Source organism: Streptomyces sp. NPDC047042, from assembly GCF_040644035.1.
Taxonomy (GTDB): Bacteria; Actinomycetota; Actinomycetes; order Streptomycetales; family Streptomycetaceae; genus Streptomyces.
In genome coordinates this window covers 255,706-278,915 of sequence record NZ_JBEYVP010000010.1, presented here as the reverse complement: position 1 = coordinate 278,915, position 23,210 = coordinate 255,706, and the positions used below count along the sequence as shown (strand labels likewise).

At 68.8% G+C, this 23,210-nt stretch carries 23 protein-coding genes; 7 read left to right on the top strand and 16 right to left on the bottom strand.

The window, feature by feature from the left end:
• Positions 1-111: 111 nt before the first annotated feature.
• From ABZ855_RS14425 to ABZ855_RS14410, 4 genes are all read right to left on the bottom strand, one after another.
• On the bottom strand, positions 112-864 hold the full coding sequence (locus tag ABZ855_RS14425) for a DUF6193 family natural product biosynthesis protein (RefSeq protein ID WP_360806255.1): 753 nt from the start codon (positions 862-864) through the stop codon (positions 112-114).
• Between the two features lie 149 nt (positions 865-1,013).
• Positions 1,014-1,424, bottom strand: a complete 411-nt coding sequence (locus tag ABZ855_RS14420) for a type II toxin-antitoxin system VapC family toxin (RefSeq protein ID WP_360806253.1) — start codon at positions 1,422-1,424, stop codon at positions 1,014-1,016.
• Positions 1,425-1,434: 10 nt separating this feature from the next.
• Positions 1,435-1,632 carry a hypothetical protein gene (locus tag ABZ855_RS14415; RefSeq protein WP_360806250.1) on the bottom strand — a complete coding sequence of 66 codons (198 nt, stop codon included), beginning with the start codon at positions 1,630-1,632 and terminating at the stop codon, positions 1,435-1,437.
• 228 nt (positions 1,633-1,860) lie between these two features.
• A complete protein-coding gene (locus ABZ855_RS14410; protein WP_360806247.1) occupies positions 1,861-2,316 on the bottom strand; it encodes an ATP-binding protein in 456 nt (151 codons plus the stop codon).
• Positions 2,317-2,550: 234 nt separating this feature from the next.
• On the opposite strand from ABZ855_RS14410, the gene ABZ855_RS14405 reads away from it, so the two are divergent.
• Positions 2,551-3,405, top strand: coding sequence for a helix-turn-helix transcriptional regulator (locus ABZ855_RS14405; protein ID WP_360806244.1), 855 nt, complete (start codon positions 2,551-2,553; stop codon positions 3,403-3,405).
• A gap of 10 nt (positions 3,406-3,415) precedes the next feature.
• On the top strand, positions 3,416-3,619 hold the full coding sequence (locus tag ABZ855_RS14400; protein ID WP_360806241.1) for a DUF397 domain-containing protein: 204 nt from the start codon (positions 3,416-3,418) through the stop codon (positions 3,617-3,619).
• A gap of 14 nt (positions 3,620-3,633) precedes the next feature.
• Here ABZ855_RS14400 and ABZ855_RS14395 read toward each other — a convergent pair whose 3' ends face one another.
• Entirely contained in the window at positions 3,634-4,431 is a 798-nt protein-coding gene (locus ABZ855_RS14395; RefSeq protein ID WP_360806238.1) for an SDR family oxidoreductase, read from the bottom strand.
• Between the two features lie 137 nt (positions 4,432-4,568).
• Here ABZ855_RS14395 and ABZ855_RS14390 point away from each other — a divergent pair, with 137 nt between their 5' ends.
• Positions 4,569-5,168, top strand: a complete 600-nt coding sequence (locus ABZ855_RS14390) for a TetR family transcriptional regulator (RefSeq protein ID WP_360806235.1) — start codon at positions 4,569-4,571, stop codon at positions 5,166-5,168.
• Between the two features lie 395 nt (positions 5,169-5,563).
• Here ABZ855_RS14390 and ABZ855_RS14385 read toward each other — a convergent pair whose 3' ends face one another.
• Positions 5,564-6,304: an ANTAR domain-containing protein gene (locus ABZ855_RS14385; RefSeq protein ID WP_360806231.1), complete on the bottom strand. Its 741-nt coding sequence runs from the start codon at positions 6,302-6,304 to the stop codon at positions 5,564-5,566.
• A 364-nt stretch (positions 6,305-6,668) separates the two neighbouring features.
• On the opposite strand from ABZ855_RS14385, the gene ABZ855_RS14380 reads away from it, so the two are divergent.
• Both ABZ855_RS14380 and ABZ855_RS14375 read left to right on the top strand, forming a co-directional pair.
• Positions 6,669-7,118, top strand: coding sequence for an STAS domain-containing protein (locus tag ABZ855_RS14380; RefSeq protein ID WP_360806228.1), 450 nt, complete (start codon positions 6,669-6,671; stop codon positions 7,116-7,118).
• Positions 7,115-8,107 (top strand): sensor histidine kinase, encoded by a 993-nt coding sequence (locus ABZ855_RS14375; protein WP_360806225.1) that lies wholly within the window; start codon positions 7,115-7,117, stop codon positions 8,105-8,107. The genes ABZ855_RS14380 and ABZ855_RS14375 overlap by 4 nt, the downstream gene beginning before the upstream one ends.
• A 196-nt stretch (positions 8,108-8,303) precedes the next feature.
• Here the strand turns inward: ABZ855_RS14375 and ABZ855_RS14370 are convergent, their stop codons facing one another.
• From ABZ855_RS14370 to ABZ855_RS14355, 4 genes are all read right to left on the bottom strand, one after another.
• The gene (locus tag ABZ855_RS14370) at positions 8,304-9,767 is read right to left on the bottom strand and encodes an aldehyde dehydrogenase family protein (protein WP_360806222.1); all 1,464 of its coding nucleotides are present in this window, start codon (positions 9,765-9,767) and stop codon (positions 8,304-8,306) included.
• Positions 9,764-11,494 (bottom strand): D-aminoacylase, encoded by a 1,731-nt coding sequence (locus ABZ855_RS14365; protein WP_360806219.1) that lies wholly within the window; start codon positions 11,492-11,494, stop codon positions 9,764-9,766. The genes ABZ855_RS14370 and ABZ855_RS14365 overlap by 4 nt, the downstream gene beginning before the upstream one ends.
• Before the next feature lie 77 nt (positions 11,495-11,571).
• Entirely contained in the window at positions 11,572-12,690 is a 1,119-nt protein-coding gene (locus ABZ855_RS14360; RefSeq protein ID WP_360806216.1) for an LLM class flavin-dependent oxidoreductase, read from the bottom strand.
• Positions 12,691-12,820: 130 nt separating this feature from the next.
• Positions 12,821-13,597: a glucose 1-dehydrogenase gene (locus ABZ855_RS14355; RefSeq protein ID WP_360806213.1), complete on the bottom strand. Its 777-nt coding sequence runs from the start codon at positions 13,595-13,597 to the stop codon at positions 12,821-12,823.
• A 243-nt stretch (positions 13,598-13,840) separates the two neighbouring features.
• Between ABZ855_RS14355 and ABZ855_RS14350 the strand changes: the two genes are divergently transcribed.
• Together ABZ855_RS14350 and ABZ855_RS14345 are read left to right on the top strand one after the other, a co-directional pair.
• Positions 13,841-14,581, top strand: a complete 741-nt coding sequence (locus ABZ855_RS14350) for a hypothetical protein (RefSeq protein ID WP_360806210.1) — start codon at positions 13,841-13,843, stop codon at positions 14,579-14,581.
• A gap of 149 nt (positions 14,582-14,730) precedes the next feature.
• Positions 14,731-15,522: a hypothetical protein gene (locus ABZ855_RS14345; RefSeq protein WP_360806207.1), complete on the top strand. Its 792-nt coding sequence runs from the start codon at positions 14,731-14,733 to the stop codon at positions 15,520-15,522.
• 83 nt (positions 15,523-15,605) lie between these two features.
• Here the strand turns inward: ABZ855_RS14345 and ABZ855_RS14340 are convergent, their stop codons facing one another.
• The 6 genes from ABZ855_RS14340 to ABZ855_RS14315 form a co-directional block, all read right to left on the bottom strand.
• Entirely contained in the window at positions 15,606-16,277 is a 672-nt protein-coding gene (locus ABZ855_RS14340) for a LuxR C-terminal-related transcriptional regulator (protein ID WP_360806295.1), read from the bottom strand.
• A 172-nt stretch (positions 16,278-16,449) separates the two neighbouring features.
• Positions 16,450-17,367: an LLM class F420-dependent oxidoreductase gene (locus tag ABZ855_RS14335; protein ID WP_360806204.1), complete on the bottom strand. Its 918-nt coding sequence runs from the start codon at positions 17,365-17,367 to the stop codon at positions 16,450-16,452.
• 312 nt (positions 17,368-17,679) lie between these two features.
• Positions 17,680-19,956 (bottom strand): hypothetical protein, encoded by a 2,277-nt coding sequence (locus ABZ855_RS14330; protein ID WP_360806201.1) that lies wholly within the window; start codon positions 19,954-19,956, stop codon positions 17,680-17,682.
• A gap of 46 nt (positions 19,957-20,002) precedes the next feature.
• Positions 20,003-20,851 (bottom strand): hypothetical protein, encoded by an 849-nt coding sequence (locus ABZ855_RS14325; protein ID WP_360806198.1) that lies wholly within the window; start codon positions 20,849-20,851, stop codon positions 20,003-20,005.
• A 2-nt stretch (positions 20,852-20,853) separates the two neighbouring features.
• Positions 20,854-21,696 (bottom strand): vWA domain-containing protein, encoded by an 843-nt coding sequence (locus tag ABZ855_RS14320; RefSeq protein ID WP_360806195.1) that lies wholly within the window; start codon positions 21,694-21,696, stop codon positions 20,854-20,856.
• Between the two features lie 165 nt (positions 21,697-21,861).
• Positions 21,862-23,148 (bottom strand): amidohydrolase family protein, encoded by a 1,287-nt coding sequence (locus ABZ855_RS14315; protein ID WP_360806192.1) that lies wholly within the window; start codon positions 23,146-23,148, stop codon positions 21,862-21,864.
• Positions 23,149-23,210: the final 62 nt, after the last annotated feature.

Genomic DNA, 23,210 nt, shown 5'->3' with positions numbered 1-23,210 from the left:
CGCCAGGCGATGTTCTTCACCTATCGGGCAATCCTCAACGAAATGGGGCACTCGCATAAGGTGCGTACGGGCCTTGACCTGCATAAACGCCCTCTAAGGGGTCGTTATGCGTCAGCTTGGTCCTTGGGATCCCATCGTCCGGAGTGATGCGGCCGTTCCGTCGACGGCCTGGCCGAGGCCGGCGGGAAGGTGGGACACAGCCAAGGCGACAGCCTCCCCGGCTGTGGCGGCCTCAGCGACTGTTTCCGCATGGGGATGCTTCATCACGCGGTACGAACTGCCCTTGTGCGAGGGGGCGATGGCCACTTCGACACGGAACGGATATCCGGTACAGGAGCTGAAGCCGAGCGTCCAGTGGCTGGAGAACACATAGAGCTGCCGCAGCCGCAGTTCGGCGTGGGCCGCTTCCACGAGTTCGGCGAACTCATGGAAAGTCGGAGCCTCTGCCGCCTGCTGCCGCATCGCCCGCCATTGGTACTCCACCACCGCGGCCGGCCCACGTTCATGGGCCTCGGCACGCTCACTGGACTGCAGGAACGGCAGGCACTCCCGCAATTCCCGCAGGCTCCCGCCCTCCGCCCACGCCAGACCGGCCCTGACGACGTCTTCCAGGTCCGGCGTCGCGCCCGTGATGAGTTGTATCCCCTGGCTCCAGCCCGAGACCACGAACCGTCGGGCTTCCGCTCCAATGGAGATGGACAGCGGCTTGCGCCCTGGCACCGACGAGGCGACCCCCGCCGAAACGGGCGACCCGCCTTCCTGGGAAACCACCGTGAGATCAACACCGAGGTCGGCCGCCAGCTGTTCCAACGCGGCTGCGAGGCTGCCCGCAGCAGCCAGGTCGGGATAGAGATCGGAATTCACCTGCCCAGTCTGCCCGGTAAGGGTCGATCTGGATGGCTGAACCTACGTCGGCCCGCACTCGGCCCGCAGCGACTTCCCGCCCTTCGACGCCCCCAATTCAGGGGTGCCGCCTTCAGCATTGCCGTAGACCAGCGATCACCTATCGAGACCTATTCCTCGCCGAGGACGCGCAGGCCGTGCCTCTCCTGAAAGTACCGGTAGTCCTTGAGGTTGAGGGTCGCCAGCGGGAGATCGTGAGTGAGACAGGCGGCGGCGATCCACATGTCGTTGTTCGGTTGCGGGCGTCCGGCCTTGTGCCCGGCAGCGGCGAGCCTGCCCCAGGTGACAGCGACGGCTTCATCACCGAGGAGAACAGGGATACCGACGAGCCAGTCGGCCAGTTCCTGTCGGCGCCGGCCTCCCCAGTCGCGGACCTCTGTCCACTTGGTCAGCTCCCCGTAGGTGACGAAGGTGATCAACGGACGGCGGCCGATCAACCTGGCTCCGAGCGGTTCGGTGAGGGTTCCCTTGTGCAGGCGTGAGGCGACGTCGGTGTCCAGGATGACTGGCTGCAGCATCATGGTGGGCACCTCAGGCGAGGTCGCGGCGGCGCTCGGCGTAGGTGAAGGCGATGAACTCCTCCACCTCCTCGTCAGACGCGAAGGTGTCCGCCTTCAGGTCCTCCAGGGACCGGATCGGCTGCACGTTCTTCGCCGCAAGGAGTTCCTCGACCGACAGCCGGGGCCGCAGGGCCGGATAGACGGAGTGCTCGGTCTCCGCTGCGTTCATGCTTCAGCCCTCCCCTTCACGTTGCCTCCCCATGCACGGGGACTCTGCGGCCAAGTCTGGCACGCTAACGCTCCGGCTGTCCCAGCCAGCCCTTCGACCTCCCGTTCTGGGGCTGTCGGGTGTGCTCGCCGGGCTGGAAGACCTTGAGCCGGAGTCCTGGCTGGTGCAGGCCAGAGGCACCCCGGGGGCCGAACACGTCACCGCCCCCGGACGTGCGACAGGGCGTGATCACCCGTTCACCCCCGTCCGCCCGCACTCGGCCCACAGCAGCTTTCCGCCCGTCGCCGCCCCCAACTCCCGGCGTACGGACACTCCCCACGAGTCGGCGCACGCGCGTACGAGGTGCAGGCCGCGGCCGCCTTCGGCATCGTCCGGGGGTACGACTGACAGAGCACCCTTCTCCCGGAAGCCGGGCGGGACCCGGGGGTCCGTGTCCCAGACGGCGACGCGGAGGTGGTCGGGGTCGTTGGAGAGGAGGCGGAGGGCGTAGGGGCCCTTGGTGTGGAGGTGGGCGTTGGTGAGTAGTTCGGAGGCGAGGAGTTCGGCCGTGGGGGTCAGGTGGGGGAGGTCATGGGCGGCCAGGACCGTGCGCAGGGTGGCGCGGGCGATTCCCGGTGCGCGGGGATCGTGCGGGAGCTGGAGGACGTAGCTCCAGGAAGGGGAGGACGGCGATACGGTGGCCATCGGAAGTCTCCGATCACGGAGGGGAGTTGGGTGGTGTCGGTACGTTGTGTCGCGGTGCTGTGCGTTACCCGGTGACCGTGGTCGCTCCGTCGAGCGGGGTGCTGCCGGGCGGTGGGGCGCCTAGGACGAAGATAGGTGATTCGCAAAGGTGCTTTGCTGGATTCCGAAGGATCTCGGCGCTATATCCCTCATGTGGGTGACAAACCCCTTCGGCGCCCACTGCAAGGAGATGACTTGACGACAAGGCCCGCTCAGACCGCCCGACGTGTCCGGCTCGCGACTGAGCTGCGCAAACTCCGCGAGCGGGCGGGGATGACCGCAACGGAGGCAGCGCAATTGCTGGGGACCAGTTCTGGTCAACTCAGCAACGTGGAGTCAGCCAGGTTCGGAGTGAGCCCAGACCGCGTCCGCGCGATGGCTCATCTCTACTCGTGCACGAACCAGCCCTACATCGACGCCCTCGCCTCCATGGCCGGCGAGAAGATTCGTGGCTGGTGGTGGGAGGCGTACCGCGAGGTACTGCCCTCAGGCTTGCTCTCACTCGCCGAACTGGAGCATCACTCGACCGCCCTGCGTACCGCCTTCACCTCGCACGTCCCCGGAATGCTCCAAATCGCTGAGCACGCGCGGGAGATCTTCCGCCATGTGATCCCGGCCCCCACCCCGCCCGAGGTCGAGCACCGTGTCTCATACCGCATCAAACGGCAGGACGTCGTATACCGGGCCGACCCGAATCCGTACAGCACCGTCATCCATGAAGCGGCCCTGCGAATGAGAGTCGGCGGACGTGACGTGGCACGTGCGCAGCTCCGGCATCTGCTCGACATGAGCGAACGGGACCACATCACCCTTCGGGTACTCCCGTTCGACATCGGGGCGTTCCCAGGGTCGGGCCAGTCCATCAACTACCTGTGCGGGCCCGTACCGCAGCTGGACACCGTCCAACTCGACCAGTTCCACGGCCCCATGCTGCTGGACGCCGAGGCTCACCTGGAGAAGTACCGATGCCTCCTGGACGCCGTCGAGGACGCAGCCCTCTCCCCGGAGAAGTCCCGAGATCTGATCCTTGCAATCACTCAAAACCTATAAAGGAGCCCTCATGCCCCAGCGCACCTGGACGAAGTCGCGCTACTGCCAGGAAGGCGAGGCCTGCGTCCATATATCCGTCACCGGAGAAACGGTCCTGCTCGCCGACTCCGCGACGCCTGATCCCTCCGCCGTCGTCTCGGCCGGGCGCGACGCCTTCGGCGCCCTCATCCGCATGCTCAAGGCCGACAACCGGTCCCGGGCACCTCTCGCGTAGACCGAGCAGCACCCCTATTGGGCCGCGGTCGTGGACCCCATGATCAGTACCGCCCGTCGCCTGCTCAGCCCCCTCCCCAGGCCCGCCATCACGCGATTGAGGCGGCCGGAGATCACACTCGGCGTCGGCGTACGGCGATCCAGTGTTCGCAGGGCCGTCGCCACGACCTCCTGCGGAGTCTGACGCTTGGCGCCGCCGTCCGCGGCATCGGTGCCGATGACGTCGAAGAACTCGGTGCTGGTCGCGCCGGGAGACAGCGCGAGCACGCGCAGCCCGGTGCCGAGGGACTCCTTCCACAGGGCCTCGGTGAAACTCAGCACGAACGCCTTGGCCGCCGCGTACACCGCCATGTTCGGGACGGGAAAGTACGCGGCCATGCTCGCGACGTTGATCAGCACCCCGTTGCCGGCGGCACGCAGCGGCTCGATGAACGCCCGCGTGATGTCGACGACGTTGGCGATGTCGACGTCTATCTCCTCTCGCAGCCGCCGAGGGTCCTCGGTGTGGAACGGGCCGAAGGTGCCGAACCCGGCGTTGTTCACGACGCTCGTCACGGTCAGGCCCCGCTGAGCGACCTGCTCGGCGAGTGTCTGCCCTGCGGCAGGCAGGCTCAGATCGAGCGGGATGACCGTGGCTCGGACGCCGTGGGCCGCGGTCAGTTCGGCGGCCAGCTGCTCAAGCCGGTCCTGGCGCCGGGCGACGAGGACGACGTGCGAGCCGCGCTCAGCGAGCCGGCGGGCGAACTCGGCGCCGATCCCCGCGCTGGCGCCGGTGATCAGGGTGGTCTGGCCGCGGTAGTCGACAGCGGGCATGGCTGCTCCCGGGAAATGGTGATGGACACGTGGTGGTGGACACGTGGTGGTGGACACGATCAACTCTGTCACTGTACGTCGAAACTGTCACCGAGTGCCAATAGGGTACTGAGTGCGGGAGGCGGTAGGTTGGGCCCATGAACGATCGCGAGGGCGGCCCGACGGGGCTGCGAGAGCGCACCCGGCGGGCAGTGCAGGCCGAGATCGTCGCCGCCGCGATGCGGTTGTTCCTCGAGCGGGGGTTCGAGGCCACCACCATGGAGCAGATCGCGGGCGAGATCGGCATCTCGAGGCGCTCGCTGTTCCGCTATTTCGGCACCAAGGAAGACATCGTGCTGGGCGACCACGCCGCGCACGGCACGGTCCTGCGGGCCGCACTGGAAGCCCGTCCGGCAAGCGAAGCCCCATGGCCGGCACTCCGGGCGGCCCTCAGGGCACTCGTCGAGTCCCTCCCGTACTCACCACAGGACTTCCTCAGGATCACGATCATGCTCCACGCGTCCCCCTCCCTCAGGGCACGCCAGTTGGAGAAGCGGCAGCAGTGGACGGAGCTGCTGGTGCCGGACATCGCGAAACGGCTGGGCGCCACGGACCCCATGGCCGAGGTGCGGGCCCGCGCCCTCGTCGCCTGTGCCCTGGCCTGCTCCGAGGTCGCGACGGAAACCTGGGTCCGCAGCAACGGCACGGTCGACATGGAGGAGGTCTTCGACGCGGCGGTTGCCGCAGTACGCGGGTAGCAAGACGGTTCAGCGAGGCACAGGTCTCAGGGGTAGCTGACGCAGTTGGCAGTGCAATCGCCGAACGTGCTCAAGATCATTCCCAGGGCGAGGAGACCCAGGATGATCCAAGCCACATGGGCGAAAGAATGGTCTTTGTAGGGTGGGATTTTCGGAGCGCTGCTCTCCGGGACCTCATCATGGCTCTCGGGCTCGCCACCGGGTCCGCCAGGTGCGCCGGGTCCCTCTGCCGCCATCGTGTCATCCCCCGTCCTGGTGTGTCCTCTTATGGCACGACGTCAGATCTCGTCCGTCAAGACATGCGGCGGGTCGCTGTCGAGCCCGGTGGACGAGCGGATCATGGAAGCCGTGGAAAACGGACTGCGCGCCGTCTTCGACCTCTAGCCCGCCTCCTCTCAGTGCACGCGCCGCTTCTGGCGTCGCACCGCCTCCCGTAGCGCCCTGCGTATCGGCTCGGCGGGAGGAGGGCCGCCGGTGCTGACGGTGACGATCGCCTCGGCGACCTCTCGGAGTTTCGTGTTCGTGCGTTGGGAGGCGTCGCGCAGTGCGTCCCAGGCCTGTTCGGCTGTGCAGGATTCCACGGCCATCAGGATCCCGCGCGCCTGGTCGATGATCGGGCGGGACTCGATGGCCTGCTGTAACTGCTGGACCTCCTCCTGCAGTCTCTCGACCTGTTCCGCCCGTTCCGCCGCCACCGCGGAGAGCCCCTGGTCCGAGCGGAGCAGGGCGACCAGCTGGCGGGGATCCGGGGGCAGCCAGCCAGAGGGAGGGGAGGAGTTCTTGGGGGCCCGGGCCGGCGTGGGGATCGACAGGCCGGTGATTTCCAGGATGCGGAGCGGCTGGCCGTTCCAGTTGACCGTCCACAGGGGGGTGCCCGTGGTGCCGCTGTAGTCCTCCAGGCGTTCCAGGAACTGCAGTCCCGCGGTGTCCATGAAGGTGACCTCTTCCATGTCCACGACCAAGCCGTCCGTCTCGTCCGGCAGCTTGCCCAGGACGGGGTCCAGCACCGTCGTACAACCGTGGACGATCGCCCCGTTCGCTGCCAGGACCGCTGTCGTACCCCACATCTCGACGCGGATGGTCAGCGGCCCATTGACGACGGGTGCCGACAGTGGGGAAACGGGGGCGACAGACATGTACTCACCTCGGGTCTGGGATCCGGATGTGCTGCCGTCGGGGTCCGCGCCACGCTGCGCGCGGCTGTGACATAGCCCGCGGCCGTTGTGTTGTCGCGCCTTCCCCGTCCGGGGCGGCATATTCCGGATCAGGCGGAGAGATGGGGATACGGCGGCGAGGAGCCTGTTTGGGCAGGTCACGCGGCCGAGGCGCCCTCATGCATAGATGGTGTCCTGCGGGGCAGACGGGATTGGCGGCGTCGTACGGGAGGTGCACATGAACGGTTTTGCTCCGTTGACGGCGCCGCGGACGGACTCGGGGGACGCAGGCGGATCCAGGGGGATATGGGAATGCGAGCGACCGGCAGATCGGTGGGGTGGGGGCATGGACAGTTTGCGACGACGGCAGGCCGATGCCTTGGCATCCGCATCCGCATCCGCATCCTCAGCCGTATCCGCAGCCGGATCCGATGCGGCATCGGCATCGGCATCGGCGACGGCGTCGGTCGGGTCCGGGATCGGCGGAAGCACCCTGCTGCTGCATCCCCTGGCCGACCGGGCCGGGTGGCAGGCGGTCGGCGAGATCACCGCTCTCACCTGCCCCGCCTGGGAGCGCACACTGAAGCTGTTGCCCTTTCGCAAGGAGGTCGTGTGGCATCTGGAGATGTCCGCCGTGACCTTTGTCGATGTCGCCGGCGCCTCGGCCCTGGCAGTGGCCGCTCAGGACCTCTCGAGCGGGCGGCGCATCGTGATCGAACGGCCGCCGGCCACCCTGCCGAGGCTGTTTGAGATGTTCTGGCCCGACCTGTCCGCGATCGAGGTGGTGGCGCGATGACTGCCACGAACACGAACACGAACACGAACACGACCACGACCACGACCACGAGCACGAAGACCGCTGAGGCGACCGCCGAGTCGTTCGTCCATCCCGCCCTGTTCTACCGGGGTGAGCAGGAGTACGTCGACGGCACGGTGCCCTTCGTACGTGACGGGCTGAAGGCCGGCCATCCCGTGGCGGTCGCCGTGCCCGGCGCGAATCTGACCCTGCTCAAGGAGACCCTGGGCGCGGACGCCGAGTCCGTGCTCTTCCTCGACATGACCGACGCGGGCCGCAACCCGGGCCGGATCATCCCGAGGGTCCTGCGCGCCTTCGCCGACGCCCACCCTCAGACACATGTGCGGATCATCGGGGAGCCGATCTGGCCCGGCCGCAGCATCGTCGAGTATCCGGCGTGCGTGCAGCACGAGGCGCTGATCAACCCCGCCTTCCAGGGCCGGGACGTCACCATCCTGTGCCCGTACGACGCCGAGCGCCTCGCCGAGGAGGTGCTGACCGACGCGTACGCCACCCACCCGGTGATCGTCTCCGGCGGCACGCACCGGCCCAGCCCGTCCTACGCGCCCGGGCAGGTCGTCGCCGACTACAACCGGCCGCTCGCGCAGGCTCCGGCTTCGGCCGAGCCCCAGCCCTTCGGCCTCGACGAGCTGCCGGTCGTCCGCCATTTCGCCGTCGCGCGCGGCGCTGAGCTGGGCCTGACCGGCGTACGCCTGGACGACCTCGCTCTCGCGGTGGCCGAGCTGACCACCAACAGCGTGGTGCACGGCGGCGGCAGCGGCAGCCTGCGGATCTGGGCGGAGGAAGGGCAACTGGTGTGCGAGGTCCGCGACCGGGGGCAACTGAACGACCCCCTCGCCGGCCGCCGCCCGGCCACCCCCGACCAGCGGGGCGGGCGCGGCCTGCTGCTGGTGCACACGGTGGCGGACCTGGTCCGGGTCCACACCGACGCGGACGGTACGGTCATCCGCTTCTACCTCGGCTGCTGATCAGCACTGATCGATCGCCACCGGCCTGTAGCGCCGGTGGCGTCGGTGGCGTCGGTGGCGTCGGTGGCGTCGGTGGCGTCGGTGGCGTCGGTGGCGTCGTAAACGGAAACGTCTGTACGGACGGCAACCACCTCGGCGCGCGCCCGTTCACCTCACTCGGGTGCGCCCACGCCCTCCCCCGCGCCGGCCGGCACACTCACCCCGCCCACACCACCGCCTGCACTTCCCCGTACGCGTGCAGCGCGTACGACCCCACATCGCGCCCCACGCCGCTGCGCTTGAACCCGCCGAACGGTGCCTCCATGTTCCGTCCGACCGTGTTCACGCCCACTCCGCCCGCCCTGAGCCGTCGCGCGACCCGGAACGCGCGGGCCACGTCGCCCGACCAGACGTAGTCGATGAGGCCGTAGTCGCTGTCGTTCGCCAGGTCGACGCCCTCCTCCTCGTCGTCGAAGGGGATGACGGTCACCACCGGCCCGAAGATCTCCTCGCGGGCCACCCGCATGTCGTTCGTGCAGTCGGCCAGGAGGGTGGGGGCGATGTAGAAACCCCGGTCGTACGGCGGGCGTTCGCCTCCTGCGACGACCACCGCGCCCTCCTTCCGGCCCAGTTCGACGTACGCCTCGACCCGGTCCCGGTGCGCCGCCGAGATCACCGGCCCGACCACCGTGCCCTCGGCGCGCGGGTCACCCACCTTCAAGTAACCGGCGTACGCGGCGAGTTGCTCGACGAGCTTGCCGTACACGCCCCGCTGCGCCAGTACCCGGGTCGGGGCCGTGCAGATCTGGCCGCTGTAGAACGAGAACGTCGTGCCGATGCCCGCGACCGCCGAGCGGAGGTCCGCGTCGTCGAAGACGAGGGCCGCGCCCTTTCCGCCCAGTTCCATCAACTGGCGTTTCATGCCCCGGCCGCACACCTCGGCGATCCGCTGCCCGACCGCCGTGGAGCCGGTGAAGCTGACCATGTCGACGTCCGCGGAGTCGACCACCGCCTCCCCCACCTCGGCCCGTGCCCCGCTGACCACGTTGACGACACCCGGCGGCGCCCCCGCCTCCGTCAGCGCCGTCTCCAGCGCCTCCGCCATCCGGTACACCGACAGCGGGTCCTGCGGGGCGGGCTTCACGACCACCGTGTTGCCCATCGCCAGCGCGGGCGCGATCTTGCCCGCCGGGTTGGCCCAGGGGTTGTTGTACGAGGTGATGCAGGCGACCACGCCCACGGGCTGGCGTATCGCGAGGGCGCCCATCACCGCGGCCTTCCCGAACGGGCCCCCCTCGCTGACCTGCGGCGCGATGGCCCACTCGGTCGGCTCGACCGTCGCGTACCGGCGGAACCGGGCCGCACCCACGCCCACCTGCATCCCGCGCGCGGTGCCCGTCGTGGCGCCGGTCTCCGCCTGGGCGAGGGCGGCGTACGGCGCCAGGTTGCCCTGGATGATGTCCGCGGCACGGGCGAGGACGGCGGCCCGCCGCTGCGCCGGCATCCGTGACCACGGTCCGAAGGCCTCGCGGGCCGCCGCGGCGGCGGCGTGCGCCTGATCCCGCGAGGCCTCCGGCGCCCACCCGACGACTTCCTCCGTCGCCGGGTCGATCACCTCGTAGTGCCCGTCGGCCGGTTCCACCCACGAACCGCCGACGAACAGCCGCTGTGCGTCGGTCATTTGGTGCTCACCGTCGCCGTGTCCCGGCCCGAGCGGAGCACCCGGCCCGGAACCGCCCCGGTCACCGCGTCGCCGCGTATCGCCTCAACTCCGTTGACCCATACGGCGGTCACGCCGATCGCCTTCGAGTCGAGCCGTGGGCTGTCGCCCGGCAGGTCGTGCACCAGGGTGGCCGTGTCGGCGGCGATCCGCTCCGGGTCGAAGAGGACCAGGTCGGCGTGGAAGCCCTCCTGGATACGGCCCCTCTCCCGCAGCCCGAACAGCCGCGCCGGTTCGTCGGTCAGCATCTGCACCGCCCGCTCCAGCGGCACGAGCTTGCGCCCGCGCAGACAGTCCCCGAGGAACCGGGTCGTGTACGGGGCCCCGCACATCCGGTCCAGGTGCGCGCCGGCGTCGGAGCCGCCGAGGAGTACGTCCTCGTGCCGCCAGGTCTCGGCGCGCAGGGTCCAGGACGCCGGGTCGTTGTCGGTCGGCATGGGCCACAGCACCGTACGCAGTTCGTCGGCCACGCAGATCTCGACGAGGCAGCTGAAGGGGTCGAGGCCGCGTTCGGCGGCGATGTCCTCCACCACCCTGCCGGTCAGGCCCTCGTTGGCCGCGCTGTAGGTGTCCCCGATGACATAGCGCCCGAAGTCCGTCAGCCGCCGGAAGACCCCGGCCTCCTCGCTCTGCGCCCGCCGGACCAGCTCCGCCCGCACGGCGGGGTCACCGAGCCGGGTGATCCGCTCGGGAACGGGCAGGCCCAGCACCGGACCCCAACCAGGTATCAGGTTCAGCGCGCAGAAGGTGCCGAGGGACATGTTCATCGGCGTGAGAATGGGCATCGTGAGGGCGACGATCCGGCCACCCGCCTTACGGGCGCGCTCACTTGCCTCGAGCTGGCGGGGTACGCGGGCCGGTACGGACGAGTCGATCGTGAGGACGTTCCAGTTCAGGGGGCGTCCGGCCGCCGCGCTCATCTCGACGAACAGATCGATCTCGGCGTCGCTGAACTGGTCGAGGCAGCCGGCCACGATCGCCTCGATCTGGGTGCCCTCGTGCTCGCCGACTGCCTTGGAAAGGGCGATGAGTTCGGCGGGGAGTGCGTGCCGGGACGCCACCGGTTTGCCGTCGCCGTCGGAGTGCGTGGACGACTGGGTGGTGGAAAATCCCCAGGCGCCGGCGTCCATCGCCTCGTGGAACAGGGCGAGCATGGCGGCGAGTTGCTCTTCCGTCGGCTGCCCGCCCACCGCGTCCGGCCCCATGACGTACCGCCGCAGTGCGCAATGCCCCACCATGAAACCGGCGTTGACCGCGATCCGCCCCTCGAGCGCGTCCAGGTACTCCCCGAAGCTGCTCCAACTCCAGGGCGCCCCCTGCTCCAGCGCGACCAGCGACATCCCCTCGACCTTGGACATCATCCGCCGCGTGTAGTCGGCGTCCTCAGGCCGGGATGGATTCAAGGGGGCGAGCGTGAAACCGCAGTTGCCGGCGGCGACGGTCGTGACACCGTGGTTGAGGGATGGCGTGGCGTACGGATCCCAGAAGAGCTGGGCGTCGTAATGCGTATGCGGATCAACAAACCCCGGCGCCAGCACCAGCCCGGCAGCATCTTCGGAGGTCCGGGCGTCCTCGGTCACGGACCCGATGACGGCGATCCGCCCGTCCCGCAGCCCGACATCGGCGACGTAGGCGGGCGCACCCGTCCCGTCGACCACCGTGACTCCCTTGATCAGGTGATCAAGCAAGGCTGCAACTCCCTTCTTTTAGGGGCGCGGGGAACTGCGCGAGCAACCACAACGGGCCCGCACCCGCCCACGAACCCTCAGGCAACCCCACGGAACCGCGAAGTCCGATGCACAGGATCCGTGTCGATCTTCGGAATCACATGCTCACCGACCAGCCGAATCGTCTGCAGCGTGTCCTCCCGCGAGATCCCGATAGGCATCCCGAAGCTCAGCTGATCCGCCCCCGCCTGCTCCCACCGCTTGCACTGCGTCAGCACCTCGTCCGGGTCCCCGCAGATCAACAGCTCCTCGGAGATGAGGAGTTCGATGATCTCCTCGTTGAACTCGGGCAGCGTCTCCGGCCACACCGGGAACCCCTCGGGACGAGGGAACGTGTCGTGGTAGCGGAACAGCAGCGACTGCAGATAGTGCAGCCCGCCGCCCGCCGCGATCCGTACCGCCTCCGCGTGGGTCGGCGCGCAGATCGCCGTGGACGTCACCATCACGTTGTCGTTGACGTAGTCCCCGACCGGCTCGGCGTCCACGATCGCCGTCTTGTACTGGTCGAGCACCCACTCCATGTCGGAGACCTTCTGCACGCTGAAGCCGAGCACCCCGAGCCCCTTGCGGGCGGCCATGGCGTACGAGGGCGGCGAGCCGGCGGCGTACCACATCGCGGGGTGGGAGGGCCCGTACGGCTTGGGCAGGACCTTCCGGGGCGGCAGCGACCAGTGTTTGCCCTGGAAGCCGACGTACTCGTCCTGCGTCCACATCTTGGGGAACTCGGCGATCGTCTCCTCCCAGAGTTCCTTCGTGTGGTTCATGTCGGTGATGCCCGCCATGAAGCCGAGGATCTCGTGGGAGCCGGCGCCCCGGCCGGAGCCGAACTCGAAGCGGTTGCCGGTGAGATGGTCGAGCATGGCGACCTTCTCGGCGACCTTCACGGGGTGGTTGACCGGGGCGAGCGGGTTGAAGATGCCGGAGCCGAGGTGGATGCGCTCGGTGGCGTGGGCGAGGTAGCCGAGGTAGACGTCACTGGCCGAGATGTGCGAGTACTCCTCCAGGAAGTGGTGCTCGGACACCCAGGCGTACTTGAAGTTCGACTTGTCCGCCTGGATGACGTACTCGGTCTCCTCCATCAGCGCCTTGTGCTCCGCGAGCGGATCGGTCTCGGCCCGCTTGCCCACGTATCCCTGTACAAAGAGCCCGAATTCCAAGGAGGTTCACCGTCCCCAGTAACCGTTCCAGGCGTTTCTGACGTTTCTGACGCAGCGTCAGATTGAATGAGTCGACTGTTCCACCGGCCCCTTGGAGCGTCAATAGCTGACGGTCAGTCAGGTATGCCCGTCACACGACGGAGACGCCTGCCAGCCAGCCCCCGTCGATCACGAACGGCTGCCCGGTGATGTACGAGGAGTCCTCCGAGGTGAGGAACAGCGCGAGCCGCGCCACCTCGTCCGGCCGCCCTATCCGCCCCAGCGGCACCAGCTTGCGGTACATCCGCTCCAGGCCCCGCGCGGAGCCCTCGACATCCGCGTTCGGGTCGAGCACGGCCGGGTTGGACATCGCGGTGTCGATCGCGCCCGGGCACACGGCGTTGACCCGGATTTTCCGGCGCGCCAACTCCAGTGCGGCGACCCGGGTGAGCCCGACGATCGCGTGCTTGCTCGCCGCGTACGACCCGACCGCCGCCATCCCGGTCACCCCGGTGTACGAGGCGGTGTTGACGATCGTCCCGCCGCCCGCCTCGGCGATACGCGGCGCGACCGTCTTGATCCCGAGGAAGCAGCCGACCTGGTTGACCTGGACGACCTGCATGAACTCGTCGAGGGGAGTGTCGACGACGGTGTTGAAGCGCAGGATGCCGGCGTTGTTGACCAGCCCGTCGATCCGGCCGTACGCCTTCTCGGCGGCGGCGACGACCGCCTGCCAACCGGCTTCCTCGCGCACGTCGAGATGGACGTACAGCGCGCCCAACTCCTTGGCGAGGGCCTCCCCTTGATCGTCGAGCACATCCGCTACGACCACCCGGGCGCCCTCCGCCGTGAAGAGCCGGGCCTCCTGCTCCCCCTGACCGCGTGCCGCGCCGGTGACGATGACCACCCGTCCGTCGAGCTTGCCCATGCGGAACCCCTTCGCAGCGTTCACATCGGTGGAGGTCAGCATCGTACCGCCGAGTCTGACGATGCGTCAGATACGTGCAGGGCAGCACACGGCGTGCGAGACAGTGCACGGCGTGTGCGACAGCACACATCAAGTAACCGATGAGTAGGGATATTTGACCCTGTCGGGAGCCCATGAGCGACCCCAATAATCCTTCACGTCCAAGTAAACGGAACGTCAAGAGATTCTCACGGACGGAGCGACATGGCGAAGAGGCGTCTGAAGAACAAGAAGGTCCGGCTTGTGGCGGTCGGATCGGCACTCGCGACAGGCGGCGCGATCATCGCCCTTCTTCCGTCGGCGAACGCGGCCGAGGAGAAGACACCCGAGCAGATCATCCAGATGTGCGAGCGGGCCAAGGTGCTCAACGGCAAGCAGCAGGACATCTTCGACTTCGGCGGGCACCCGATCGCCGGCCCGAGTTTCGAGTCCGACAACTGCGACTACGTCGAGACGAACTTCGAGTCCTTCAACGGACCGACCGAGAAGGCCTCCATCGACTTCCCGAACTGCGAGCCGAACGCCACCGAACCGGCGAAGGTCGCCATCACCTGGAAGGCCACTGTCGGCCAGGGTTCGGGCAAGTACACCGCGACCCAGCAGGGCGCCGGCGGCGGACTCTTCGGCTTTCTCAGCGGGGCGTGGCTCAAGCACAAGGGAACGACCGACATGACCGTCAGGTCGGTGACCGCCGGCGACACGGAGAACCGCGAGGTTCCGGTCGGCAAGGTCCTGCACATGGAATTCACGCCGAAAATGCAGCGCATGACCGGCGAATGGCGGGTTCGTGTCGACGCCCGCTCGGCGACCACCACCACCAATGCCTCCCCCGAGAAGAACTTCGTGGCGACGGAGCTCGTCGAGGGACCCGTCATCCTGCCGGGCGCGGCCGGAGCCGCGGGCATCGCGGACGGAGACGTCAAGCCGGTCCTGACGGACTGCTGACGGACTGCAGAAGGACTGCAGAAGGACTGCTGACGGCGCCCTCCCATGTCCCGCAGCACCTCCCCCCACCCACCCCCCCCCACCGCCAACCCCCAGCTTGACCTGGCCTAATGCCCTCGACTTCCCCCTCCCCAGCAAGGAGAACCACCATGACTCGCACCAGCCGCAAGGGACATCACCGGAGCAAGAAGAAGCGCATCGTCATGGCCATGGCCCCGGTGGCGGCCATCGCGGTGGCCGTTCCGCTGATGAACCAGGCGGGTGCCGCCACACCCTCCGAAGTGACCAGGGACTGCGCGCAGAACTCCCCCAAACTGGAGAACTGCGAGTTCGTCGACGTCCAGTTCAAGAGGGACAACCTCGGGCCCAACCAACGCGTTTCCACCATCACCGACAACTGCGGTTCCACGAGCGCGCTTTCGAAGTCGTTCAGTGTGTCCGCGTCGGTGACGAGGTCCATCACTCTGGAGGACGGATTCACCGCTTCCGCCGACTCGAAGCTCGGGAACTCGTTCTTCGAGATCGGCGCCAAGTTCAACACGACGGAGATCAATCTCAAGCGTGACGACACGGGAACCGGATTCGACTTCTCCCGGACCGACACCGTGAAACCCAACCACATCGGATTCTTCATGTGGTCGGAGAAGCGAACCGACGTGAGCGGATTCCTCAAGGCAACGTACAAGGACGAGCAGGACGGCCAGAAGGTGTTCTTCTCACCGAGCGAGGGCGCCACCACCGTGCACGTCTTCTATCCGCAACTCCTGAAGAACGGCACACCGGACGGCCGCCTCTGGCTGCGCAACGTCGAGTGCGGAACCCCGCAGGCGAATGGACTCCAGAACTCGGAGAACAGCAGCAGGGCGGAACCCGGTTTCGGCCAGGGCGGCGCGAACGTCACGGATGTGGAAATCCCGGTCACGGAGATTCCGGCCGCGTGATTGCCGCCGTCTGCCATCTTCTTCCCGCCGCGTGATTTTCACGCCGTGAAGGTCTCAGGCGAAATGGGCGACACCGGTTGTTCTCACATGCGAACGGCCGGGGTCGCCCCCAGCCATCTCAGGACCGCGTCCGTACTCCCCCGGGCGTCGAGCTTGGCGTAGATGTTGCTGAGGTTGTTGCGGACCGTCTTCTCGCTCAGCCTCAACCGGAGCCCGATCTCCTGGGCTCCCAGACCGGTCGACAACAGCTCCATGATCTGCCGCTCGCGCGGCGAGAGCAGGTTGCGCAGCCGCTCCATCGCCGAGGCGGCGCCGGACGCGTTCCCCGCCCCCTCCCCGGACGCCTGCTGGGCTGCCGCCTCCCGGAGGGCGGCGCACGCGATCGGCGAGAGGTAGGTGTGCCCGACGGTGGCCGCCGCGACCGCCGAGGCCAGCATGCAGGAGCAGTAGTCGCCCTCGACCAGATATCCCGCCCCGCCCCGGAAGACCTCCACCACGGTCGCCGTGTCCCGCCGGGGACTGACGACGATCACCGGGACGCTCACGGCCCCCATCGCCCTCAGCAGCACCGGGAACTCGGTCGCCGGTTCCTCGCACCGCAGGACGACGACATCCACGGCGCCTTCCTCCCGCAGCTCGCGGTAGGGAGGGGTCACGTGCAACGCCCGCCCCACGTGTGGATCGTCGGGGTCCGGCCAGTCCTCGTGCGGCCACTCGCCCTCGGCGCAGGCGAGGCCGACGGCCAGCCTGGGCAGGGGTGAGGATGAGGGGGAGGGTGAAGGTGAGGAATGGGAGACGAGCCGGGAGGTGCGCACCGTGCGTGTCCTTCCGCCGGGACCATGACGTCCGTACGTTCATACATACGCGCCCCAGCATGGACATGTTCAAAGATTCAAAGAGAAGCGGTCAGGCTGTCAGACAGGTGCTCTACAGCAGCGGGGCCACCGCCTCGCCGAACTGGCTTATCTGGTCCGTGAGTTCGGAGACGCTCCGGCTCCTGAAGCGCACCTGGATCTGGTCCGCCCCCATCGCGCCGTACGCCCGCAGCGACTCGGCGATGGCCTCCGGCGGCCCACTGACCGTCCGCCGCCCGACGTCCCACCCCGGCTCACCGACGTACAGCGGCTCGGTGATGGCCCCGATGGTGAACGGCCCCTGGACGGCGGCCTCTTCGCGCAGCCGCCGGATCCTGGCGATCTGGTCCGGGAGCCGGTCGCGCGGGTCGCCCTGCGGCAGCCAGCCGTCGCCCTTGAGCGCGGCCCGGCGTACGGCGGCGGGGGACGATCCGCCGACCCAGAGCGGTACGTGTGCCTGCGTGGGCCTCGGCCGCTGTCCGAGCCCCTCGAAGTCGTAGAACTTGCCGTGGTGCTCGGGGAATTCGTCCGGGCCGAGCGCGGCACGCAGCGCGTCGATCGTCTCGTCGAGTACGGCGCCCCGGCGCTCGAAGTCGGCCCCGAGGACCTCGAACTCCTCCTGTACGTGGCCTGCCCCGACCCCGAGGATCAGGCGTCCGCCGGAGAGGTGGTCGAGGGTGGCGTACTGCTTGGCCGTGAGGAGCGGGTGGCGCAGGCCCACGACGGCGACGTGACTGAGGAGCCGGACGTGTTCGGTGACTGCGGCGAGGTGGGCGAGGGTGGCGACCGGGTCGTACCAGACGGTGCTCATCGCGGGGGCGAGGCGGTGGGGGATGGCGACGTGGTCGCAGGCGGCGAGGTAGGTGAAGCCGGCGTGGTCGGCGGTGCGGGCGATGTCGAGGAGGGTGGTGGGGGTGGCTGTGTTTTCCCAGGGTTCGGCGTAGAGGGTGGACTGGGACTGGATGGGGAGTTGCATGCCGTAGTGGGTCATGGGGGTCCCTTTTCGCGGGGGGTTAGTTGATCTGACGCTCCGTCAGTTCATACTCTGGCGCCATGGTTACCGGCGGGCAAGGGGGGGTTGCCGCCCACGCTCTCCTCGCCCCCGCCGCCCCTACCCGTCCCATCCCTGGGGGCTGCGCCCCCAGACCCCCGCTTTCGGCCCTGAACGGGCCTCGTCCTCAAACGCCGGACGGGCTGAGAATGCGGGCCGCGCTTGATAGCAGGCAGTAAACGGGTGGGCGGGTGGGAAAAGTCTTTGGGCCCGAGCTGGATACGGACCGTAAACGGGCGGGTGGGTGGGAAACTACCGCCCGGTCAACAGGAACCGTACATACCGACCCACCCCCAGCACCCCCCGTACAGAAGACAGCTCCGCCTCAACCCGCCCCCGCTCCACCCCCGCACCCCCCAACTGCTTCTGCCGCTGCAGCAACTCCGCCCGCCGACGCTGCGTATCCATCGCCCTCCGCTGCCGTTCCCCCATGAGCCGGCCACGCTCGTCCGTGATCCGGCGTTGCAGCGCCGCCTTCTTCTGCTGGGCCTCCGCCTCCGCCTGCTTGATCTCCGTGCGGTGGGCCACCCGGAGCGCCGCGATGTCCGCCTTGATCTGGGCCTTGGCCGCCGCGGGCAGCGTCGTCGGCGCGGACGCCCTCGCCCGGCGTTCGAGGCCCTGACGCCAGTCGCTGAGGACGGCCGCGCGGGCCTCGCCGATGCCGGGGACCCGGATCCGCTGGCCCCCCGGGCCCACCAGGAACACCACGGACGGGTTGTGCGAGAAGTCCACGCCGATGAAATCGGCCGCGCTGTGGATGCCGGCGTCCTGGAGTGCCCGGACCATCTTGCCGCCCATGTTGCTGAGCGACCGCGCCTCGTCGATCGGCGTCCCGCGCAGCTTGTCCTGGACGTGCGCCCTGATCGCGGGCTCCAGCGCCTTGTCGATGCGCCGCTGCTCCTTCGCCGCGAGCCCCACCAGTTGCTGCTGGGCCTGGTCGGTACGCCGGTTCAGGTCCATGGTGATACGGGCCTGGCCGTCGCGCAGCTCGATCTGCAGGGCCTGTACGCGCTGGTCGGAGGCCGTGTTGTCCTTGGCGAGGGCGTCGTCGAGGACCCGGATCTCCTTCTCCAGCCGCTGATGGGCACTCGCCGGGTCCGCCAGTTCACGGGAGCGCCGTTTGAGCTCACGCACCCGTTTCCGCGCCGCCCGGTACTCGGGCCGTCGGGCTCGCCCCCACCCGATCAGGGCTGCGGAGGTGAGCAGGGCCACGCCCTGGGTGGCCGGCAGGGTGTCCAGAGGCTGGGCCGCCGCGAGGACCAGCGCACCCGGCGCGGACGTACTGAGCAGCGCTCCGACCGCCGCGAACAGGTCACCGGCACCCCGCCCGCCGAACCCCGAGGGCACGGGGAGTCCGGGGCCACCGCTGGGCTGTGCGGGGGGCTGGGTGGACGTGGAGGACGGGGTCGTGGCGGGCACGCGTCCCGCCATCCAGGCCGGTACTCCGGACGCGGGGGCCACGGAGACCGGTGGTGTCCAGGACGTCACCGTAGGGCCCCTGCCGCCCAGGCCTCCCCCGGCCCCGTAAGCGCTCGCCCCCGGCGTCCGTTGTGCCGGGAGCCGCACGGCGTCGGGGGTCAGGGGCGGCAGGGCGGACGCGGGCCTGCCGAGGAAGCTCTTCACGCGGCCGGCGGTGTCCCGTACCCGCTGGTCGGGGTGGCTGAGCAGGACCGGCCAGGCCAGGGAGGTCGCCGGGTCCTGGAAGTCCGCCTCGGAGAGGATCAGGAACTCGCCGTGTCTGTCGTGGAGTTGGGTCCAGAGGCCGGGGTCGGTGGCGACGGCGAGGAGGGCCAGTTCGATGGTCCAGGCGGAGAAGCGGTCCATGGCGGGGCCGTAGTCGGCGGCCGTGCGGGAGGGCGACTGGTAGTTGCGGTGGCCGTTCTCGGTGGCCTGCTCGCCGCGCAGGGCGGGGACGTACATGCCGTCGTAGTCGACGAGCCGGAAGGTCCCGTCGGCGGCCACGAGGAGGTTGCCGTGCTGGAGGTCGCCGTGGGCGATGCCGTTCCGCTCCAGGTCGGCGGTCATGGCGAGGAAGCGCTCGGCGAGCGAGTGCAGGGCGGCCGGGTCGTGCAGGTTGCGTTCGATCCAGCCGATGAGTCCGGTGCCCTGCACCCAGGTCATCTTGACCGCCGGGAACCACTCCCGCCCCACCAGCACGCCCTGCTCGAGGAAGTCGAACCCGACCGGCCACGGCTGGGACGTCCCGCTCGCGGCCAGTCCGCCGAGCGCCGCACTGATGGCGGAGTAGCGCCTGCCGAGCGTCGCGCTGTCCCGGGTGAAGCATTTCAGCGCGTACCGCTGCCCGTCCTTCGCCGTGACGGAGAAGACGCTGGCGAAGTTCCCGGATATCGCCTTCGGGCCCAGTACCGGGCTCTGCTGGACCGTGCCGTGCTTCAAGTCGGGGTCGTGGAAGCAGAGTTCGGGGTGCTGCAACGCTTCCGCGTAGTTCGCCCCCGTCGGAAACTTCCGGGCCGGTCCCGTACCACTGCCGGGATCATGACCGGGACGACCGCCACGGGACACCGCCACCTGAGCCTCCCCTTCCCTCTCTCTGTACGAGGTATACGGATGAGGTTCACACTCTCGCTCGGACGAGGGTCACATCGTCGTTGCGCATCCGGGCCCGCGCCCGCTGGTCGTCCACCCATTCGGTGAAGTCCTGCTGGTCGAAGGAGGAGAAGGCGGGCAGCGCGGCAACCCCGTTGCCATCGGGGTTAGTTGACCGGGACAGCAGCCAGGCTGCCAACGCGTCCGTGGTGAGCAGGAGTTCGTCGCCGGGCAGCAGCTCGCCCCACGTCACCCGCATCCGTTCCGCGACCAGTTCCGCATCGCGGTTCCGGCTTCCCAGCAGCTGCGGGGTGATCCCGAACTCGTCGACCGAGCGCAGGGGGAAGGAGTCCACCAGGGCCCCGTCCCGCAGCTGGAACACACAGCTGTCGCCGAGCGCGAAGGCGTACCAGAACCAGTGGGTCGTGCCGTCCTCCAGGACGGTGGCCCGGATCTCCGCTCCCAGCACGGTGGCGAACGCGCCTTTTTCCAGGCCGGGTTGCTCGTACCAGGCGATGGGTCTGCCCGCCTCGGCGCGCGCGGCCTGGTAGCGGGTGAGGAACGCGTCCCAGTGCACGGCGGACCGCTCCATCAAGTCCCGTACGAACGTGCCGAGTTCCAGCCACCAGTCACCGGCGAGGCGCATGGACTCGACGGCGTCGCGGACCAGGAGCGCGGCCCAGTCGCGGGCGAGGAGGCTCTCCGAGGCGCCGTCGGACACGGAGGCGTACAGCGACGCGACGGCTCGTCCGGCGCTGTCGACGCCGGCCTCGCCGGACTGCCAGCAGTACGCGGCGTCCTCGCACTCCTCGGGGCTGCTGCCGGCCTTCTGCGTCCACAACCACTGCGCTTGCGGCAGTGCCGGGATGTCCCCCATGGTCAGCGCAGCTCCGTCGCGCGGGTGCCGATGTCGAGGAACTCCACGATGGAGACGATGTCGGCGTTGTAGACGAAGCCCCGGGTGGTCTCGCTGACCCGGTGGCCCTGCGAGGCGGCGTACGAACGCATGTGGCTGGGCAGGACGCTGGACATCTGGAACAGCAACTTGGCGTACGTGTCCGGCAGTTGTTCCTCGTTGTCCGGGAAGGTGATGGGGGCGCCGCCGGTGCCGGAGACGTGCAGGTTGAAGAGGAGGACCGGGCCGTCGGCGGTGGCGTGCGAGGCGAGGCCGATGGCCGCGCTGGTCGGGTCGCCGTCGGTGGACTCGCCGTCGGTGAGGTTGAGGACGATGGGCGGGAAGCCGCTGGGGTGGGCGTCGACCCAGTTGGACACGAGGGTGTCGGCGTAGCCGAGGGCGCGGGTCATCGGTGTGCCGCCGTTGGTCACCGGGTCCATCCACACCGGGAACTGCACGGTCGTCTCGACCAGCCCGCCGGCGCCGTCCGGCACCTTCTTGGTACGGCTCTCCACCCGCGCCGGGTTGTTGGCGACCTCGCTCAGCGGAACGAGGTCACGGCCGGCGAGGACGCCCTGGTAGGCGGAGCCGACGTGCTGGTGTCCGTAGCCGATGACGGCGACGTGGAAGTAGTCGCGTACGCCTTCCTCCTTGGCGCACTTGACCGACAGTTCCGTCAGCAGCCGGTTGATGGCGCCCGCGACCACCTCGGCGCGCGGCTGTGTCGTCTCACCGCTCTCCATCGGGTCGCTCATGGAAGCGGACTGGTCCACGAGGAAGATGAAGCATCCCGGGTTGGTCCGGCTGATCTCGGCGGTGTACGGCAACGGACGGCCCCCGTTTTTCGCTGTGCGGTCACTGCGGACGCTAAGTCCTGTGGGGGCAGCCGCGCTCGGCAACACGTCTTCACATTCCGACCACTTGGCCCCCCAAGGAAGTTCACGGTACCGGATGACCAGCGACGCTAAGGGTTGTACGCCAGTTTCCTCCCGTTACGCCGACGTGCCGGGCCGCCACAGCCCGTCCGGCGTCAGGCCCAGCAGTTCGATCGCGTTGCCTCGTACGATCCGCTCCACGACCTCCGGGTCCAGATGGCCCATCTGTCGCTCGCCGACCTCCCTCGAACCGGGCCAAGTGGAGTCGGAGTGGGGGTAGTCGGTCTCGTAGAGGACGTTTCCGACGCCGATCGAGTCGAGGTTGCGCAGGCCGAAGGCATCGTCGAAGAAGCAGCCGTAGACGTGGTCGGCGAACAGTTCGGACGGCGGCCGGTGGACCTTGTCGGCGACTCCGCCCCAGCCCCGGTTCTCCTCCCAGACCACGTCGGCGCGTTCCAGGATGTACGGGATCCAGCCGATCTGGCCCTCCGCGTACATGATCTTCAGCTGCGGGAAGCGTTCGAACTTGCCGCTCATCAGCCAGTCGACCATCGAGAAGCAGCAGTTGGCGAAGGTGATGGTGGAGCCGACGGCGGGCGGGGCGTCGGCGGACGTGGACGGCATACGGCTCGACGAGCCGATGTGCATCGCGATGACGGTGCCCGTCTCGGCGCACGCGGCGAGGAAGGGGTCCCAGTCATCGCCGTGGACGGAGGGCAGGCCGAGGTGCGGGGGGATCTCGGAGAAGGCGACCGCGCGGACCCCCCGGGCGGCGTTGCGGCGAACCTCGGCCGCCGCCAACTCGGCGTCCCAGAGCGGGATGAGGGTGAGCGGTATAAGGCGCCCCTGGGCGGCCGGACCGCACCACTCCTCCACCATCCAGTCGTTGTACGCGCGTACGCCGAGCAGCCCGAGCTCGTGGTCCGCCGCCTCGGTGAAGGTCTGGCCGCAGAAGCGCGGGAAGGTCGGGAAGCAGACGGCGGACTGGACGTGGTTGATGTCCATGTCGGCCAGTCGCTGCGGGACATCGTAGGAACCCGGGCGCATCTGCTCGTAGGTGATGATTTCGAGCTTGATCTCGTCCCGGTCGTAGCCGACGGCGGTGTCGAGGCGGGTGAGGGGGCGGCGCAGGTCCTCGTAGATCCACCAGTCGCCGATCGGGCCGTCGTCGCCGGGTTCGCCCATGACGGGCTTGAACCGGCCACCGAGGAACGACATCTCCTTCAGCGGCGCCCGGACCACACGGGGGCCGATGTCCAGGTACTTCTTCGGCAGCCGGTCCTGCCAGACGTTGGGGGGCTCCACCGTGTGGTCGTCCACCGAGATGATCTTCGGGAACACGGGGGCAGAGGTCTCCGCACTCTCCCCAGCGCTCTCCACAGCACTCTCCACAGTCGTCTCCATGAAAGGCACGGTAGCGCTGATCTGACGAACCGTCAGCTACGCGGCCGGGTGTCCCTTTCTGT